The organism is Phytopseudomonas dryadis (assembly GCF_004327355.1).
GTDB classification, from domain to species: domain Bacteria; phylum Pseudomonadota; class Gammaproteobacteria; order Pseudomonadales; family Pseudomonadaceae; genus Aquipseudomonas; species Aquipseudomonas dryadis.
The window spans coordinates 1-17,075 of sequence record NZ_QJUM01000051.1 but is presented as its reverse complement, the minus strand read 5'-3'; the positions used below and the strand labels follow the sequence as shown (position 1 = coordinate 17,075).

At 65.8% G+C, this 17,075-nt stretch carries 14 protein-coding genes; 8 read left to right on the top strand and 6 right to left on the bottom strand.

Features of this window, described 5'->3' with window-relative positions; genetic code table 11:
* The 4 genes from xseA to DNK34_RS24855 all read left to right on the top strand — a co-directional run.
* A partial coding sequence (xseA, locus tag DNK34_RS24875; protein ID WP_131199541.1) for an exodeoxyribonuclease VII large subunit occupies positions 1-960 on the top strand: 960 nt, incomplete at its 5' end.
* A 109-nt stretch (positions 961-1,069) separates the two neighbouring features.
* A complete protein-coding gene (locus DNK34_RS24870) occupies positions 1,070-1,891 on the top strand; it encodes a M23 family metallopeptidase (RefSeq protein WP_131177998.1) in 822 nt (273 codons plus the stop codon).
* Between the two features lie 390 nt (positions 1,892-2,281).
* Entirely contained in the window at positions 2,282-3,223 is a 942-nt protein-coding gene (gene cbpA, locus DNK34_RS24860; protein ID WP_131177952.1) for a curved DNA-binding protein, read from the top strand.
* Positions 3,220-3,522, top strand: coding sequence for a chaperone modulator CbpM (locus DNK34_RS24855; protein WP_131177951.1), 303 nt, complete (start codon positions 3,220-3,222; stop codon positions 3,520-3,522). Before cbpA ends, DNK34_RS24855 begins: the two co-directional genes overlap by 4 nt.
* A 72-nt stretch (positions 3,523-3,594) precedes the next feature.
* On the opposite strand, the gene DNK34_RS24850 is transcribed toward DNK34_RS24855, so the two are convergent.
* Positions 3,595-4,002, bottom strand: a complete 408-nt coding sequence (locus DNK34_RS24850) for a DUF6491 family protein (protein WP_131177950.1) — start codon at positions 4,000-4,002, stop codon at positions 3,595-3,597.
* Between the two features lie 164 nt (positions 4,003-4,166).
* Here DNK34_RS24850 and DNK34_RS24845 point away from each other — a divergent pair, with 164 nt between their 5' ends.
* Together DNK34_RS24845 and leuA are read left to right on the top strand one after the other, a co-directional pair.
* The gene (locus tag DNK34_RS24845; RefSeq protein ID WP_131177949.1) at positions 4,167-5,417 is read left to right on the top strand and encodes a mechanosensitive ion channel family protein; all 1,251 of its coding nucleotides are present in this window, start codon (positions 4,167-4,169) and stop codon (positions 5,415-5,417) included.
* Between the two features lie 318 nt (positions 5,418-5,735).
* Positions 5,736-7,412 (top strand): 2-isopropylmalate synthase, encoded by a 1,677-nt coding sequence (gene leuA, locus DNK34_RS24840; RefSeq protein ID WP_131177948.1) that lies wholly within the window; start codon positions 5,736-5,738, stop codon positions 7,410-7,412.
* A gap of 387 nt (positions 7,413-7,799) precedes the next feature.
* On the opposite strand, the gene DNK34_RS24835 is transcribed toward leuA, so the two are convergent.
* The 4 genes from DNK34_RS24835 to DNK34_RS24820 all read right to left on the bottom strand — a co-directional run bounded on the left by DNK34_RS24835 (position 7,800) and on the right by DNK34_RS24820 (position 13,234).
* Complete coding sequence (locus DNK34_RS24835; protein ID WP_131177947.1) at positions 7,800-9,344, bottom strand: APC family permease; 1,545 nt, start codon at positions 9,342-9,344, stop codon at positions 7,800-7,802.
* Between the two features lie 96 nt (positions 9,345-9,440).
* On the bottom strand, positions 9,441-10,208 hold the full coding sequence (locus DNK34_RS24830; protein ID WP_131177946.1) for a gamma-glutamyl-gamma-aminobutyrate hydrolase family protein: 768 nt from the start codon (positions 10,206-10,208) through the stop codon (positions 9,441-9,443).
* Between the two features lie 218 nt (positions 10,209-10,426).
* Positions 10,427-11,704 carry an NAD(P)/FAD-dependent oxidoreductase gene (locus DNK34_RS24825; RefSeq protein ID WP_131177945.1) on the bottom strand — a complete coding sequence of 426 codons (1,278 nt, stop codon included), beginning with the start codon at positions 11,702-11,704 and terminating at the stop codon, positions 10,427-10,429.
* 147 nt (positions 11,705-11,851) lie between these two features.
* Positions 11,852-13,234 carry a glutamine synthetase family protein gene (locus tag DNK34_RS24820; RefSeq protein WP_131177944.1) on the bottom strand — a complete coding sequence of 461 codons (1,383 nt, stop codon included), beginning with the start codon at positions 13,232-13,234 and terminating at the stop codon, positions 11,852-11,854.
* A gap of 284 nt (positions 13,235-13,518) precedes the next feature.
* Here DNK34_RS24820 and DNK34_RS24815 point away from each other — a divergent pair, with 284 nt between their 5' ends.
* Together DNK34_RS24815 and DNK34_RS24810 are read left to right on the top strand one after the other, a co-directional pair.
* Positions 13,519-14,409 (top strand): LysR family transcriptional regulator, encoded by an 891-nt coding sequence (locus DNK34_RS24815; protein ID WP_131177943.1) that lies wholly within the window; start codon positions 13,519-13,521, stop codon positions 14,407-14,409.
* Positions 14,410-14,674: 265 nt separating this feature from the next.
* Entirely contained in the window at positions 14,675-15,739 is a 1,065-nt protein-coding gene (locus DNK34_RS24810; protein ID WP_131177942.1) for an NAD(P)-dependent alcohol dehydrogenase, read from the top strand.
* Positions 15,740-16,025: 286 nt separating this feature from the next.
* On the opposite strand, the gene DNK34_RS24805 is transcribed toward DNK34_RS24810, so the two are convergent.
* Positions 16,026-16,808, bottom strand: coding sequence for an amidohydrolase (locus DNK34_RS24805; RefSeq protein ID WP_131177941.1), 783 nt, complete (start codon positions 16,806-16,808; stop codon positions 16,026-16,028).
* Between the last annotated feature and the right edge of the window lie 267 nt (positions 16,809-17,075).

The following is a 17,075-nucleotide window of genomic DNA, read 5'->3' as shown; positions in this document are numbered from 1 at the left end:
CTGCCCGCCCACCCGCGGCGCATCGGCATCGTCAGCTCGCCGACCGGCGCGGTGATCCGCGACATCATCAGTGTGTTCCGCCGCCGCGCGCCGCAGGTCGAGCTGACCCTGATCCCCACCGCCGTGCAGGGCCGCGAGGCCACGGCGCAGATCGTCCGCGCCCTGAAGCTGGCCGACGCCCAGGGCTTCGATGCGCTGATCCTGGCCCGTGGCGGCGGCTCCCTGGAAGACCTCTGGTGCTTCAACGAAGAAGCCGTGGCCCGTGCCGTGGACGCCTGCGTCACGCCCATCGTCAGCGCGGTGGGCCACGAAACCGATGTGTCGATCAGCGATTTCATCGCCGACGTGCGTGCGCCGACGCCATCTGCCGCCGCCGAACTGCTCGCCCCCCACAGCGACGACCTGACGCAACGGCTCACGGTGTTGCAGCGCCGCCTCGCGCTGGCCATGAACAGCCGCCTGGCCCGTGAGCGCATGCGCCTCGACGGCCTTACCCGGCGCATACGCCATCCCGGCGAACGGCTGCGCCAGCAGGCGCAACGTCTCGACGATCTCGACATGCGCCTGCGCCGGGCCTATCGGCAGCAGACCGCGCAGCGCGCCCACAGGCTGGCGCAACTGCAGGCACGCCTGGCCGGGCAGCATCCGGGCCGCCACCTGCAGCTGCTGCGCCAGCGCCTGGACAGCCTCGCCGAGCGCCTGCCAAGGGCCATGAACGAAGGCCTCAAGGCCCGCCGCCTGCTGCTGCACAGCCAGGTGCAGACGTTGCACGTGGTCAGCCCCCTGGCTACCCTCGGCCGCGGCTACAGCATTCTGCTCGACGACCGCGGCCGCGCCATTCGCCGCGCCGCCGCCACCCAGCCGGGGCAACGCCTCAAGGCGCGCCTCGCCGAGGGCGAGCTGGACGTTCGCGTCGAAGACAACCATGTGGCGCCTGCGACGCTGTCGCTGCTGGATTGAAAGCCTCTGTCGATAAAGGCGCTCGAGGCTGGAAAGCTGGACGCAAAGGCCGTACAGCCTTCCAGCCTCCAGCGCTCTTTTCGGCTCCCTGTAAAGAAATAGGTTTCCCATGCGCCATCTGATCCTCTGTTTCGCCCTGTTTTTAGCCCTGCCCGCCCACGCCGAAGGCTTCATCAGCCGTCTGCTGCACAAGCCGGTGCCCGGCGGTGTCGCCGTGGTCGACCTGGGCGCCTCGGCCAGCGCGCCCAGCGCTACCTACCAGGGCAAGCCGGTATTGGTGATCCACGAAGACCAGCAACGCTGGATCGCCATCGTCGGCATTCCCCTGAGCGTGAAATCCGGCACCCAGCAGATCGAATCGGCCGGCCAGCGTTTGAGCTTCCAGGTGGGCAGCAAGAAGTACGTCGAGCAGCGCATCACCATCAAGAACCAGCAACAGGTCAATCCCAACGCCGAGAACCTTGCGCGCATCGAACGGGAACTGGCCGAACAGACCCGCGCCTACCAACAGTTCAGCTCCCGCCAGCCGAGCAACCTGCTGTTCGACAAACCGGTCAACGGCCCGCTGTCGAGCCCCTTCGGTCTGCGCCGCTTCTTCAATGGCGAGGAACGCAACCCGCACTCAGGGCTGGACTTCGCCGCCAACCGCGGCACGCCGATCAAGGCACCTGCGGCGGGCAAGGTGATCCTGGTGGGCGATTACTTCTTCAACGGCAAGACCGTTTTCGTCGACCACGGCCAGGGGCTGATCAGCATGTTCTGCCACCTGTCCGAGATCGGCGTGAAGGTCGGCGACGAGCTGCCACGCGGTGGCGTACTCGGCAAGGTCGGCGCCACCGGCCGCGCCACTGGGCCGCACCTGCACTGGAACGTCAGCCTCAACGATGCCCGGGTCGACCCGGCGATCTTCATTGGCCAGTTCAAGCCCTGATGCCTTGATCTCGACCAAGACGGACCCGGCCCATGCGTTCTAGGGTCTGTTGACGTTTCAGCACGACCGCGCCGGAGCCCGTTTTGCCGCGAGGCAAGGCACGAGCCGCGAAGTTTAGCGGGCTAAATGAGCCGGCGAGAAACGCCGCATCGCGGCAAAACGGGCCCGGCCCTGCGGGTTGCGCGGGAAATCTCGCCATGCGTTGTTGGAGGACTTGGCAAGGGAACACGCGGACGGCTAGTCCATTACCGGCGTCCTCCGCCTAGCCTGGCGAGATTTCTCGCGGCAACGCGGCTCGCGCTGAAACGTCAACAGACCCTAGACTGTTCGCTATGCCGTCCCCACCCGATGCGAGGTGAAGAGCGGCATCAATAGCAACGGGAGCATGCAATGGATTTCAAGGATTACTACGCCGTACTCGGTGTCGCCGAGGATGCCGACGAGAAAGCCATCAAGACGGCCTATCGCAAACTGGCGCGCCAGTACCATCCCGATGTCAGCAAGGAAAGCGACGCCGAAGAGAAATTCAAGGAAGTGGCCGAAGCCTACGAGGTGCTGCGCAGCCCGGAGAAACGGGCCGAGTACGACCAGTTGAAACGCTATGGGCAAAGCGGCCAGCCCTTCGAAGCGCCGCCGGGCTGGCAGCCTCGCGGCAATCCGGGCGGCGCTGGCGAGCACTTCGACGGCGACTTCTCCGACTTCTTCGAATCCCTGTTCGGCGCCCGCCGCCAGGGTGGCGGCGCGCACCAGGCGCAGCGGGGCCAGGATGTGGAAATGGAACTGCCGCTGTTCCTCGAGGAGATTCTCGGCGAGCAGAACAAGAGCATCCGCTATACGCTGCCCGAATACGATGAATTCGGCCGCCGCGTCGGCAGCCAGGACAAGAGCCTGAACGTCAGGATTCCCGCCGGTGTCGCCAACGGCGAGCGAATCCGCCTCAAGGGGCAAGGCACCCCGGGCCTTGGCGGGGCGGCGAACGGCGACCTGTACCTGCAGATACGCCTGGTGCCGCATCCGCTGTTCGACGTCGAAGGCCGGGACCTGCTGCTCACCGTGCCGCTGGCGCCGTGGGAAGCAGCGCTCGGGGCCAAGGTGGAAATACCCACGCTGGACGGGCGTCTCAACCTGAGCATCCCGGCCAATAGCCAGACCGGGCAGCGCCTGCGCCTCAAGGGCAAGGGCCTGCCGGAGAAACAGGCCACCGGCGACCTCTACGCGGTGCTCAAGGTGGTCATGCCGAAATCGGCCGATGCGGCCACCCAGGCGTTGTGGAGGCAACTGGCCGACGCCGCCTCCTTCAACCCACGGGCCGACTGGAGCAAACGCGCATGAACGACGTCCTGATCGTACAGCTGAGCCTGGAAGAATGCTGCCAGGCCACTCACCTTTCCGTGGAGACCCTGATCGAACTGGTCGAGCACGGCATCGTCGAGCCCCAGGGGCCCGAGCCCCGTCACTGGCGCTTCGACAGCGAGGCACTCAGTGTGCTGCGGCATGCCGCCCGCCTGCGCCGCGAACTGGAGCTGGACTGGGCGGCGACGGCCCTGGCCCTGGATCTGCTCGCCGAAGTGAAGACGTTGCGTGCGGAAAACCAGCGCTTGCGGCGCCGGCTCGAACGCTTTACCGACTGAAAGCGACCGTTCGAGCACCGTGCGCCTCCGCGCTGCCACGCGAAGGCGCTCTTCATCGGCGTCCGCCCGGGGTCATTTGCCCGGCTTGGGCAGCTTCTCCAGACGATGCATCTCGCCGATCAGGCAATGTTCGGGGAAGCCGCTGCCATCCTGGGAAACGATCCGATCCAGGCGCGTCAGCGACCCCACGGTGGTGCTGAAGCCCAGGGTATTGCTGAAGCTCAGGTTGCGGCAGGGCCGCGAGAAGGTCAGCAGGTGGGCCCGCCCGGGGCCGTCGTCGAGAATGATGTGGGTCTTGTCCAGATACTGCCAGCCGTCGACCCGATAGCCCTGGATAGCCTCCACCGGCTCGCCCTGGCGGTATCCCAGGCTGGCGAGACGCTCCGCCAGCGGCAGGCTCTCGTCCCGCAGCGGTGATGGCGAGCAGGCGGCCAGCGCCAGCCCGGCGCCCAGTACCACTGCAAATCCGCGCCATTTCATGTCTCTGCTCCTCGCCTGCAAAGGGTCTTCAGCATAGACCCGCATGGTAACCGAAGGTGCGTGTGTGACCACCTGCAGCCCGCGTTTGCTATGGTAGGCGCCCGCCGCGCCGGAACATCGGCTTCCGGGCCGGGGCGAGCGTCATGAAACCAGCGAGGAACGCGATGAAAGAACAGTACCAGTCCACGCTCGAGTGGCTGCAGAACTACCCCGAACTGCACACCCTGATCAGCCTGACCCTGCTGCTGCTCGGGGCCTGGATCGCCAACTGGGTGGTCAAGCGCATCCTGGTGCGCGGCCTGTACCGGGCCATGAAGTCGACCAGCCTCGGCCAGGACAAGGCCCTGGCCGACTCCCACGTGGTCAAGCGCCTGGCCAATATCGTACCGGCGCTGATCCTGGCCAGCGGCATCAAGGTGGTGCCGCACCTGCCCGCCGCCGTGGTCACGGTGGTGGAGAACGTCTGCAGCGCCTTCATCATCCTGACCATCGCCCTGGCCATCGGCGGGGTGCTGAACCTGATCAACACCCTCTACCAGCGCCGCCCCAATGCCCACCTGAAACCGATCAAGGGTTACCTGCAGGTGATCTCCATCGTGGTCTACGCCATCGCCGCGATCCTCATGGTCGCCGCGCTGATCGATCGTTCGCCGCTGATCCTGTTGTCCGGTCTCGGCGCCATGGCCGCGGTGCTGATGCTGATCTTCCAGGACACCCTGCTGTCGCTGGTGGCCAGCGTGCAGATTTCCTCCAGCGACATCATCCGCGTCGGCGACTGGATCGAGATGCCGCAACTGAATGCCGACGGCGACGTGATCGACATCGCCCTGCACACGGTCAGGGTGCAGAACTGGGACAAGACCATCACCACCATCCCGACCAAGCGCTTCATCAGCGACCCGTTCAAGAACTGGCGCGGCATGCAGGAGTCCGGCGGCCGCCGGATAAAGCGCGCGCTGTACCTGGATCAGACCAGCGTACGTTTCCTCAGCCCCGACGAGATCGCCCACCTGCAACGTTTCCTGTTGCTCGGCCAGTACCTGAGCAACAAGCAGAGCGAACTGCTCAGCTGGAACGCCGAGCTGGCCGAAGCCGCCCAGGAGCCGGCCAATACGCGACGGGTCACCAACCTCGGCACCTTCCGCGCCTACGTCGAGCACTACCTGCGCCAGCACCCGGGCATCAACCAGAACATGACGCAGATCGTCCGCCAGCTGCAGCCCACCGCCGACGGCCTGCCGCTGGAGCTGTACTGCTTCACCAACACCGTGGCCTGGGTGCCTTACGAGGGCTACCAGTCGGATATCTTCGACCACCTGCTGGCGATCCTCCCGGAATTCGGCCTGCGCGTCTTCCAGCATCCGAGCGGTGCCGATATGCGCGAGCTGCGCCCGAGCCTGCACGCCGAACGCTGAGCGGCATCGACCCGACGCGCTCGCGCCGGGTCTTTCTTAGCAATGGAACCGCAAAAAACCCGTAGCAGACGCAATAAAAAACCACCAGAAACGCAACCCTGGTGGTTTCCACCAATTTTCCGAACATGCTTGCCAGCTTTCCCCTCACTGGGTAGGGTTAGCTCCATGAACGCCTCGCAAACTCTCATCCTCCTCCGGCAACACGCCAATCTCTGCCTGGTCGCCCAGCGACTGCGTGGCTGAAGCGCACGTCCTCATCGCTCTTCACCTGCATTTTTCAGCTCGGCCACCGATGGCCTTCGCCTTCAGGATTTTCCCATGAGCATGCTCAAAGACCCTTCGCAGAAATACCGCGCCTTCACCCCCATCGTCATTCCGGATCGCACCTGGCCGGACAAGATCATCGATCGGGCGCCGATCTGGCTGTCCACCGACCTGCGCGACGGCAACCAGTCGCTGATCGAGCCGATGGATGCCGAGAAGAAGATGCGCTTCTTCAAGACCCTGCTGCAGGTCGGCCTGAAGGAAATCGAAGTGGGCTTCCCGTCCGCCTCGCAGACCGACTTCGACTTCGTCCGTGAACTGATCGAAGGCGGCCATATCCCCGACGACGTCACCATCCAGGTGCTGACCCAGGCCCGCGACGACCTTATCGAGCGCACCTTCGAATCGCTCAAGGGCGCGAAGAAGGCCATCGTCCACTACTACAACGCCTGTGCACCGAGCTTCCGCAAGATCGTCTTCAACCAGGACAAGGCCGGCGTCAAAGCCATCGCCGTGGCCGCCGGCAAGACCATCAAGCGCCTGGCCGAGGCCGCGCCGCAAACCCAGTGGGGCTTCGAATACTCGCCGGAAGTGTTCAGCTCCACCGAAGTGGATTTCGCCGTCGAGGTGTGCAACGCGGTGATCGAGGTGTTCCAGCCGACCCCGGCGAACAAGCTGATCCTCAACCTGCCGGCGACCATCGAGAACGCCACGCCGAACAACTACGCCGACCAGATCGAGTGGTTCGGCCGTCACATCGACAAGCGCGACAGCGTGCTGATCAGCCTGCACACCCACAATGACCGTGGCACCGGCGTGGCCGCCACCGAGCTCGGCCTGATGGCCGGCGCCGACCGGGTCGAAGGCTGCCTGTTCGGCAACGGCGAGCGTACCGGCAACGTCTGCCTGGTGACCGTGGCCCTGAACCTCTACACCCAGGGTATCGACCCGCAACTGGACTTCTCCGACATCGACGCCGTGCGCAAGGTGGTCGAGGATTGCAACCAGTTGCCGGTGCACCCGCGCCACCCCTATGTCGGCGATCTGGTGCACACCGCCTTCTCCGGCTCGCACCAGGACGCCATCCGCAAGGGCTTCGCCCAGCAGCAGGCCGATGCCCTGTGGGAAGTGCCCTACCTGCCGATCGATCCGGCCGATATCGGCCGCGACTACGAGGCGGTGATCCGCGTCAACAGCCAGTCGGGCAAGGGCGGCATCACCTTCCTGCTCGAGCAGGAATACGGCATCAGCCTGCCGCGGCGCATGCAGATCGAGTTCAGCCAGGTGGTACAGGGCGAAACCGATCGCCTCGGCCTGGAAATGAGCGCCGGGCAGATTCATGGCCTGCTCGAGCGCGAATACCTGCAGGCCGCTGCGCCCTATGAACTGAAGGGCCATCGCCTGCAGGAAGAGAACGGCGACAGCAGGGTCGAGGTTCAGGTACAGGTCGACGGGCAGATCCAGCGCTGGCAAGGCGCCGGCAAGGGACCGCTGGAAGCGCTGGTGTCCAGCCTGCCGGTCGCCGTGGAGATCATGGACTACCACGAACATGCCATCGGTGCCGGCGCCAACGCCAAGGCCGCCTCCTACATCGAAATCCGCCTGGACGGCCAGCGTCCGCTGCACGGCATCGGTATCGACGAGAACATCACCACGGCGAGCATCCGCGCCCTGTTCAGCGCCCTGAATCGCGCGGTACGCCAGGCCGAGGCGAAAACCCAGGCCGCCTGACGCCTCACGCAGCAATGACAAAGGGACGCTTCGGCGTCCCTTTGTCATTGCTCGCGCCTACAACGGCCACGATCGGTAGCCTGGGTCGAGCGCAGCGACACCCGGGAAAATGCCCTGGGTATCGCCAGGCTCAACCCAGGCTACGAAGCTGCCGTCCCTTTGTCATTGCGCACGCCTACAACAGCCACGACCGGTAGCCCGGGTCGAGCGCAGCGACACCCGGGAAAATGCCCTGGGTATCGCCAGGCTCAACCCAGGCTACGAAGCTGCCGTCCCTTTGTCATTGCTCGCGCCTACAACGGCCACGATCGGTAGCCTGGGTCGAGCGCAGCGACACCCGGGAAAATGCCCTGGGTATCGCCAGGCTCAACCCAGGCTACGCATGCTCTATTGCACCTTCGCCGGCAGGGTATCGCCGAGAAAGAATGCCGGGGCGCGCCAGCGGGCGATGAACATCAGCACCAGGCCCAGCAGCAGGATCACCACGGCGATGACGAACACCAGGCCCAGGCCGCCCACGTGCGAGCCGCTGCCGAAATCCGGCGACATGCTGTCGAAGGCGGTCTGCCAGAAGATCACCGACAGCATCGCCCCACCGAGCAGTGGACACAGGCCGCGCAGCAGGCAATGCCGCAGGCTGTCGAACAGGCTGTGGCGGAAATACCAGACGCAGGCGAAGGCGGTGAGCGCGTAGTAGAAGCAGATCATCATGCCCAGGGCGGTGATGGTGTCGGCCAGCACGTTCTCGCTCAGGGTGCGCATGGTCACGTAGAACGCCCCCGCGGCGACGCCGGCGCAGAGGGTGGCGTAGCGCGGCGTGCGTGAGTGCGGGCAGATGCTGGCGAAACGTTCCGAGACCGCGCCGTAGTACCCCATGGCCAGGAGCGTGCGCGCCGGCGAGATGAAGGTGGACTGCAGCGAAGCCGCGGTGCTGGCCAGCACGGCGATGGACATGAGGATCGCCAGCGGCCCCATGACCGGGCCGGCCAGGTGGGCGAAGACATTCTCCTGGATCTGCGGGTTGCCCAGCCCCAGGCCGCTGTCGCCGATCCCGGCGAACTGCAGGGTGGCCGCCGCGGTGAACAGGTACAGGGCCAGGATCAGCAACACCGTGATGGTCGCCGCGCGGCCGGGCACCTTGTCGCTGCCCACCGACTCCTCGCTCACCGTCAGGCACACGTCCCAGCCCCAGAAGATGAAGATCGACAGCGACAGCCCGGCGGCGAAGGCGGAAAAGGACGGGATATTGAACGGATTGAACCAGTCCGGGTGGAACAGCACCGGCGAACTGGCCGGCGCCCCGGCGAAGGCGGCCAGGGAAAAGCCGAGCAGCACCAGCAGTTGCAGGCCGACCAGGGCGTACTGCACGCCCATGGTCATGCCGATGCCCCGGCAGCAGATCCACACCGCCAGGGCGATGAACAGGCAACAGGTAACGATGTTCAGCAGCAGGTTCTGGCTCAGCGCCGCCAGTTCCGCCCGCCCCGTGAGCTGGGCGAGGAACAGGTAGAAGAAGTCCACCGCCACCCCGGCCAGGTTGGACAGCACGATGGTGGTCGCGGTGACCAGGCCCCAGCCGCCGATCCAGCCGATCATCGGCCCGAAGGCGCGGGCCGACCAGGTGAAGGAGGTGCCGCTGTCCGGCTCGGCCGCATTGAGTTCGCGGTAGCCCAGGGCCACCAGCAGCATCGGCAGGAAGCCGACGATGAATACCGCCGGCAGGTGCACGCCGACTTCACGCACGGTCGGGCCGAGCGCCCCGGTCAGGGTGTAGACCGGGGCGATGGTGGAAATGCCCAGCACCACGCAGCCGAGCAGCCCGACCTTGCCCCGCGCCAGGCCCTTGGCGGAAACCGCCCCGGCAACGCCTGCCGACTGCGTGGAACACCCGGACGCACGGCTGTACGCCCTCGCTTCTGTGTATTCGCTCATGAAACTCTGCCGTCGTATTGGAATTGTTGTTCAGGGCCGCCCCGGCGTCGGTCGCGGCCCCATGGCGAGGGATACCGTCGTTCGCTTGGCAGGCGGTCAGCGGCGGCTCGGCAGGCGCTGTCGGTTGCCGGCCAGGATCAGGCAGGCGTCGCGAAAGGCCTGGAACAGGCTCAGCGACACCGGGTTTTCGCTGAAGCGCCACTCGGGGTGCCACTGCACCCCGACCGCGAAGCCCTGGGCATCGCGCACGGACACGGCCTCCACCAGGCCGTCGGGCGCCAGGGCTTCGGCGAACAGCGCGCCGGCCAGGCGATCGATGCCCTGGCTGTGCAGGGAGTTGACCTGAAAGCTCGCGGGCAGCCCGATCAGTTCCAGTAGGCCTCCGGGCTGCACACTCACCGCGTGGCGCGGGGCGTACTGTTCGGCCAGCGCGTCGCTCGGCGGCTCGCGGTGATCCAGGTAGCCGGGCAGTTCGTGAACGCGCTGGTGCAGCGTGCCACCGAGCGCCACGTTGAGTTCCTGGAAGCCACGGCAGATGCAGAACACCGGCACCCCCTGGTCGATGGCCAGGCGCAGCAGCGGCAAGGTGGTGTCGTCCCGGTAGGCGTCGTGCTGGGTATCCTTGGCGCTGGGCGGCCCCTGGTAGTGGTGCGGCTCGATGTTCGACGGCGAACCGGTGAAGAGGATGCCGTCCAGACGTTCGAGCAACGCGCGCGGGTCGCTGGGCGTGCTGCGCGCCGGCAGCAACAGGGGAATGCCGGCGAAGGCCGCCGCCTCGACGTACTTGTCGCCGACGGTGTGCGAATCGTATTTGCCGAGCTGCTGCCGGCAGGCGGTGACGCCGATCAGGGGGATTCGAGACATGGGTGTTCTCCGCGAAATGATTTTTTGAGCGGTAAGCTCCGAGCTGCAAGCGGCAAGCGTGGCGTCGTCTTGCTGCTTGCAGCGACTTCAGGCGTAGGGTGGACAAGGCTCTTCTTGTCCACCCGGGCGATACGGTGGACGACTACGCGCCCCGGTACGCCCTACGCTCAGGGTCTCTCGATCCGCTTTTGACTTGCAGCTTGAAGCTTCCCACTTGGTTAAATCCCCAGGCGGTCGCGCAACTGGTAGTAGGCGGCGCCCAGGGCGGTGAAAGGAACCCGCAGCAACTGCCCGCCCGGGAAGGGATAGTGCGGCAGGCCGGCGAAGGCATCGAAGCGCTCGGCCTGGCCGCGCAGGGCCTCGGCCAGCACCTTGCCGGCCAGGTGGGTGTAGGTCACGCCGTGGCCGCTGCAGCCCTGGGAGTAGTAGATGTTGTCGCCGATGCGGCCGACCTGGGGCAGGCGCGACAGGGTCAGCAGGAAGTTGCCGGTCCAGGTGTAATCGATCTTCACCTTCTCCAGTTGCGGGAAGGTCTTGAGCAGCTTGGGCCGGATGATCGCCTCGATATCGGCCGGATCGCGGGCGCCGTAGACCACCCCGCCGCCATAGATCAGGCGCCGGTCGGCGCTCAGGCGGTAGTAGTCGAGCAGGTAGTTGCAGTCCTCCACGCAGTAGTCCTGGGGCAGCAGGCTGCGCGCCAGCTCCTCGGACAGCGGCTCGGTGGCGATCACCTGGGTGCCGCAGGGCATCGATTTGGCCGCCAGCTCCGGCATCAGACCGCCAAGGTAGGCGTTGCCGGCGACCACCACGAACTTCGCCTTCACCTGACCGTTCGGCGTGTGCACCACGGGCTGCGGGCCACGGTCGATACGGGTAGCCGGGCTCTGCTCGTAGAGGGCGCCGCCCAGGGATGCCACCGCGGCCGCTTCGCCCAGGGCCAGGTTGAGCGGGTGGATATGCCCGCCGCTCATGTCCAGCATGCCGCCGACGTAGCGCTCGCTGCCCACCACCTCGCGGATACGCCGGGCATCCATCAGCTCCAGCTGGGTATGGCCGTAGCGCTCCCAGAGTTTCTTCTGCGCTTCGAGGTGGCCCAGCTGCTTGTCCGTGATGGCCGCGAACACGCCACCGTCCTTGAGGTCGCACTGGATGCCGTACTTGGCCACCCGCTCGCGAATGATGCGCCCGCCTTCGAAAGCCATCTCGCCGAGCAACTGTGCCTGGCGCGCGCCGACCTGACGCTCGATGACGTCGATATCGCGGCTGTAGCTGTTGACGATCTGCCCACCGTTGCGCCCCGAGGCGCCGAAACCGACCCTGGCCGCCTCGAGCACGGTCACGCTGAAACCGTTTTCCAGCAGGAACAGCGCCGTGGACAGGCCGGTATAGCCGGCACCGATAACGCAGACGTCGCACTCGACGGCCTCGGCGAGCACGGGATAATCGACCCGCGGGTTGCGCGAGGCGGCGTAGTAGCTATCGACGTGTTGAGTCATGTGAAACTCCCTAAAAACTCCAAAGTTTCCGCTCTGGATATGAACCCTATCGAGACCTAGCGAGCTGGAGCCATGCAAGGCGCCACCAGGCTGCGATAGCGCCGTTCACAGCCCTGGCGGGTGATGTCCGGCATGCTCGCCGCTCCGTCAGACCGTGTGCAGGTACCAGTTGTATTCGAGGTCGGAGATGGTGGTCTCGAACTCCTGCATCTCGGCTTCCTTGCAGGCGACGAAGATGTCGATGTAGTCCGGGCTGATGTACTGATTCAGCACTTCGCTGTCGTCCAGCTCGCGCAGGGCGTCGCGCAGGTTGTTCGGCAGGCTCTGCTCCAGTTGCTCGTAGGAGTTGCCCGCGATCGGCTCGCCCGGCTCCAGCTGGTTGGTCATACCGTGGTGAATACCGGCCAGGATCGACGCCATCATCAGGTACGGGTTGGCGTCGGCGCCGGCCACACGGTGCTCGATACGGATCGCATCGTCGCTGCCGGTGGGCACGCGGACCGCCACGGTGCGGTTGTCCAGGCCCCAGCTCGGCGCGTTGGGCACGTAGAACTGCGCGCCGAAACGGCGATACGAGTTGACGTTGGGGCAGAGGAAGGCCATCGACGCCGGCATGGTCTCGAGGATGCCGGCGATGGCATGGCGCAGTGGCGCATGCTGCTCGGGATCGTCGGTGGCGAAGATGTTCTGCCCGGTCTTCTTGTCCAGCAGCGAGATGTGCACGTGCAGGCCGTTGCCCGCCTGGCCGGGATAGGGCTTGGCCATGAAGGTCGAGTCCATCTCGTGGTCGTAGGCGATGTTCTTGATCAGGCGCTTGAGCAGCACGGCGTAGTCACAGGCCTTGATCGCATCCTCGACATGATGCAGGTTGACCTCGAACTGCGCCGGGGCGCTTTCCTTGACGATGGCGTCGGCCGGCAGGTCCTGCTCCTTGGCCGCCTCGAGCATGTCCTGCAGGCAGTCGACGTACTCGTCGAGGTCGTCGATCAGGTAGACCTGGGTGGAGATCGGGCGCTTGCCGGAGATCGGCGAGCGCGGCGGTTGCGGACGGCCGTTCACGTTCTCCTGGTCGATCAGGTAGAACTCCAGTTCGAAGGCCGCGCAGATGGTCAGGCCGAGTTCGTCGAACTTCTGCACCACCTGGCGCAATACCTCACGGGGGTCGGCGAAGAAGGGCTTGCCGTCCAGCTCGTGCATGGTCATCAGCAGTTGCGCGGTGGGGCGCTTCTGCCAGGGTTCCTTGCACAGGGTGCCGGGAATCGGATAGCAGATGCGGTCGGCGTCGCCGATATCCAGGCCCAGGCCGGTGCTTTCCACGGTGGAGCCGTTGATGTCCAGGGCGAACAGCGACGCCGGCAGGTTGATGCCCTTCTCGTAGACCTTGTGCAGGCTGGCGCGCTCGACACGCTTGCCGCGCACGATACCGTTCATGTCGGTGATGAGCAGGTCGACGAACTGGATTTCGGGGTGTTCCTTGAGAAAGGCGTTCGCCTCGTTGAGCTGTACGACACGCGGGGAAACCGACGTCATGGCGGGGTGCATCCTTTGATGTGGGTGGTACGGCAGCGGCTGAAGAGGCAACGGTGGCGGGAAGCCGTTCTTGTTCTGGGTGTCCCTGGGTCATCGAGCGGACCTCAGTGGCTGGACGCGCGATCGATTCGACGCCGTCCGCAGATCGGGCCGGGTCGCCCTCACGCCGTAATCCACCATCGGCGCGATACTGTCAGCGCCCAATTGAAGCGACTGGGCCACTGCAGTATAAGAAGGCATACACGCAACAGATATTGGCATTCAGACAAACTAAGAGTGCAGCGATGCAATATCAGATCAGTCATGCCGACCTCTCGCTGGTGCTGGCGCTGGTGCGCGGCCGCTCGCTGGCGAGGGCTGCCGAACAACTGCATGTGGACGTATCCACGGTGTTCCGCTCCATCCGCCGGCTGGAAACCAGCCTGGGCGTGGCCCTGTTCGAGAAGAGCCGGCGCGGCTACATGCCGACCCAGAGCGCCCAGGCCCTGGCCGAACAGGCGGAGCGCGCGGAACAGGCCCTGGAGGCGGCGCGGATCGCGCTGGAACAGGGGCAACAGGTGATCAGCGGCACCGTGCGCATCACCTGTACCGACGCCGTGCTGCAGAGCCTGCTGCTGCCCAGCCTGGCCGAACTGATGCCGGCCTACCCCGCCCTGACGCTGGAAGTGGCGACCTCGAACACCTTCGCCAGCCTCAGCCGGCGCGATGCCGACATCGCCCTGCGTCTGTCCAATGCCCCGCCCGAACACCTGGTCGGGCGGCAACTGGGCAGCGCCGCCTATGTCATCTGCGGTCGTGACGAACACCGCGAACGCTTTCTGCAAGCCCCGGCCTCGGTGCCCTGGATCGCCCCGGACGACTCGATGCCCGATCACGCCACCGTGGTCTGGCGCCGGCAGGCGCATCCGAGCCTGGTGCCACGCTACCGCTGCAGCAGCATGTCGGCAGTGGCCAAACTGGTGCACGCCGGCCTCGGCGTCGCCGCCCTCACCGACTTCATGGCCCGCAGCCTGCCCGGGGTGGAGCGCCTGAGCGAAGCGCTGCCCGGCTGCAACACCGAGCTCTGGCTGCTGACCCGCCCCGACTGCCGGGCGTTGCGCTCGGTGCAGACCCTGTTCGACGAACTGACGCCGCTGCTGCGCGCCAGGCTGGAGCCGCTGGTTCGGGACAACTGACGCGGACTCGCAGGATCAGGACAGACAGCGGCAGGATCGTGCAAACGCGGGGCCGCCCATATGGTCTAGGATCTGTGGATGACCGGGCCGGCGCCAGCGGCGCACGCCCTTCTCGACTTGCCACGGAAAGGGCTCACCGCGTCGCCCGCACGCCACCGCCCGGGAGCCGAGCGCGGTCCAGCCTTGAGCGATGCGCCGAGCTGGATGCAGGCCCTTTCTTCGTTCCCGCCTCGCAGCAGGCAGATACCCCCACAGGAGTTGCGTCATGCCCACGATCCTCGGTTATGCAGCACAAGACCCCAGCACGCCCCTGGCCCCTCACCGCTTCCAGCGCCGTAGCGTCGGCGCCGATGACGTCCAGATCGAGATTCTCTACTGCGGCGTCTGCCACTCGGATCTGCACACTGCGCGCAATGAATGGAAGAACACCCTCTACCCGTCCGTTCCCGGCCATGAAATCATCGGCAAGGTCACGGCGGTCGGCAGCAATGTCAGCGCCTTCAAGGTCGGCGATGTCGCCGGCGTGGGTTGCATGGTCGACAGCTGCCAGAGCTGCCCGTCCTGCGCCGAAGGCCTGGAACAGTACTGCGAGAGTGGCTTCACCGGCACCTACAACGGCCCGGTGTTCGGTGGCGAAAACACCTTCGGCGGCTATTCCGACAGCATCGTGGTCAAGCAGCAGTTCGTCCTGCGCATCAGCCACAGCGACAACCTCGCCGCGGTGGCGCCGCTGCTGTGCGCCGGCATCACCACCTACTCGCCGCTGCGGCAGTGGAATGTCCAGCCCGGGCACAAGGTCGGCGTGGTCGGCCTCGGCGGCCTCGGCCATATGGCGGTGAAGATCGCCGCGGCCATGGGCGCCCATGTGGTGCTCTTCACCACCTCGCCGAACAAGAAGGACGACGCCCTGCGCCTGGGCGCCGCCGAAGTGGTGGTGTCGAAGAACGCCGACGAGATGGCCGCCCATGCCAACAGCTTCGACTTCATCCTCAACACCGTCGCCGCGCCGCACAACCTGGATGCCTTCCTCGGCCTGCTCAAGCGCGACGCGACCATGACCCTGGTCGGCGCCCCCGACTCGCCGCACCCGTCGCCGGAAGTGTTCGGCCTGATCTTCAAGCGTCGCCGCCTGGCCGGTTCGCTGATCGGCGGTATCGCCGAAACCCAGGAGATGCTCGACTTCTGCGCCGAGCACGGCATCGTCTCGGACATCGAGATGATCCCCATCCAGTCGATCAACGACGCCTACGAGCGCATGCTCAGGAGCGACGTGAAATACCGCTTCGTCATCGACATGGCTTCGCTCAGGGAGGAAGGCCAGGCGGCCTGAGCAGACAGCGAGCGGCGGCGCCCAACGCGCCCTCGCTCGGCCATGACACAAGCCGGTCGACACCAGGGCCAAGCGCCCCTGGCAGGCCTGGGCAGTTCAAAGGCGGAAGCGGCCAGTGGGCGCGATGCTTTTGTGGGAGGGCGCGCGTAGGGTGGATGACGCTCTTTTCATCCACCATTGCGATTGTAGAGCGGTGGACGGATGAAGCGTCGTCCACCCTACGAACGGCCGCTCCCGCCTTTAACTTGCCGCTTGAAGCTTGAAGCTTGCGGCTGCTTTTCCCCGATCAACGCAACTCGAACGGATCGGCATCCTGGTAGGCCGGGAAGCGTTCGCGATAGGCCGCCAGCGCTTCGCTGTCCAGGCGCTGGCGAAACACACCGGCACGCTCGCCGGCATCCAGCAGGGTCTCGCCCTGGAAATCCAGCACCTGGGAATCGCCGCTGTAGGGGTGACCCTTGCCGTCCACGCCGATCCGGTTCACCGCCGCCACGTAGCACAGGTTCTCGATGGCCCGCGCCGGCAGCAGGCGGTTCCAGTGCTGGCGCCTGGCTGCCGGCCAGTTGGCCGTGTACAGCAGCAGATCGGTGCCCTGCGGGTCGCGGCTCCACACCGGAAAACGCAGGTCGTAGCAGACCAGCGGCCGCACGCGCCAGCCCTTGACCTCGAACAGCGCCTGCGCGTCACCGGCGGCATAGTGCTGGTGCTCACCGGCCATGCGGAACAGGTGGCGCTTGTCGTAGTGGCCCATGGAGCCGTCGGGACGCGCCCACAGCAGGCGGTTGCGATAGCTGCCGCCAGCCGCCTGGATGATCAGGCTGCCGGTGATCACCGCGCCGACCCGCTGTGCCTGCTCGCTGAGCCAGCGGCTGGTGGGGCCGTCTTCCGGCTCGGCCAGATCGGCTGACTGCATGGAAAAACCGGTGCTGAACATCTCGGGCAGTATCACCAGATCGGCGCCTGCGGCCTGGGCCAGTTGCGCCTGGAAATGCGCGCGGTTGGCCGCCGGATCATGCCAGGCGAGGTCGCTCTGGATCAGCGCCAGTTGCAGATTGGTTGTTTCGCTCATCAATGCCTCTCCTGCTGGATGCGGATCAGTGCGATCTGGATAGAGCTGTGTTGCCCACCTGCAGGAGCTGCGCCCCCGCAGCGATTATCGATCACACCCGCGATTCTGCGTGATGACCACCAGCATCGCGCCGGGGTCGGCGCTCCTTGTATGTTGAGCTTGTCTGTCAACAACCATGACGGAAGCAGTTACCGGGGAGGCCGTTCGCTCCTGGAGGCACCTTGCGTGACCTCGTCTGTAGAGTGGCCCCCCGCCTCATTACCACTA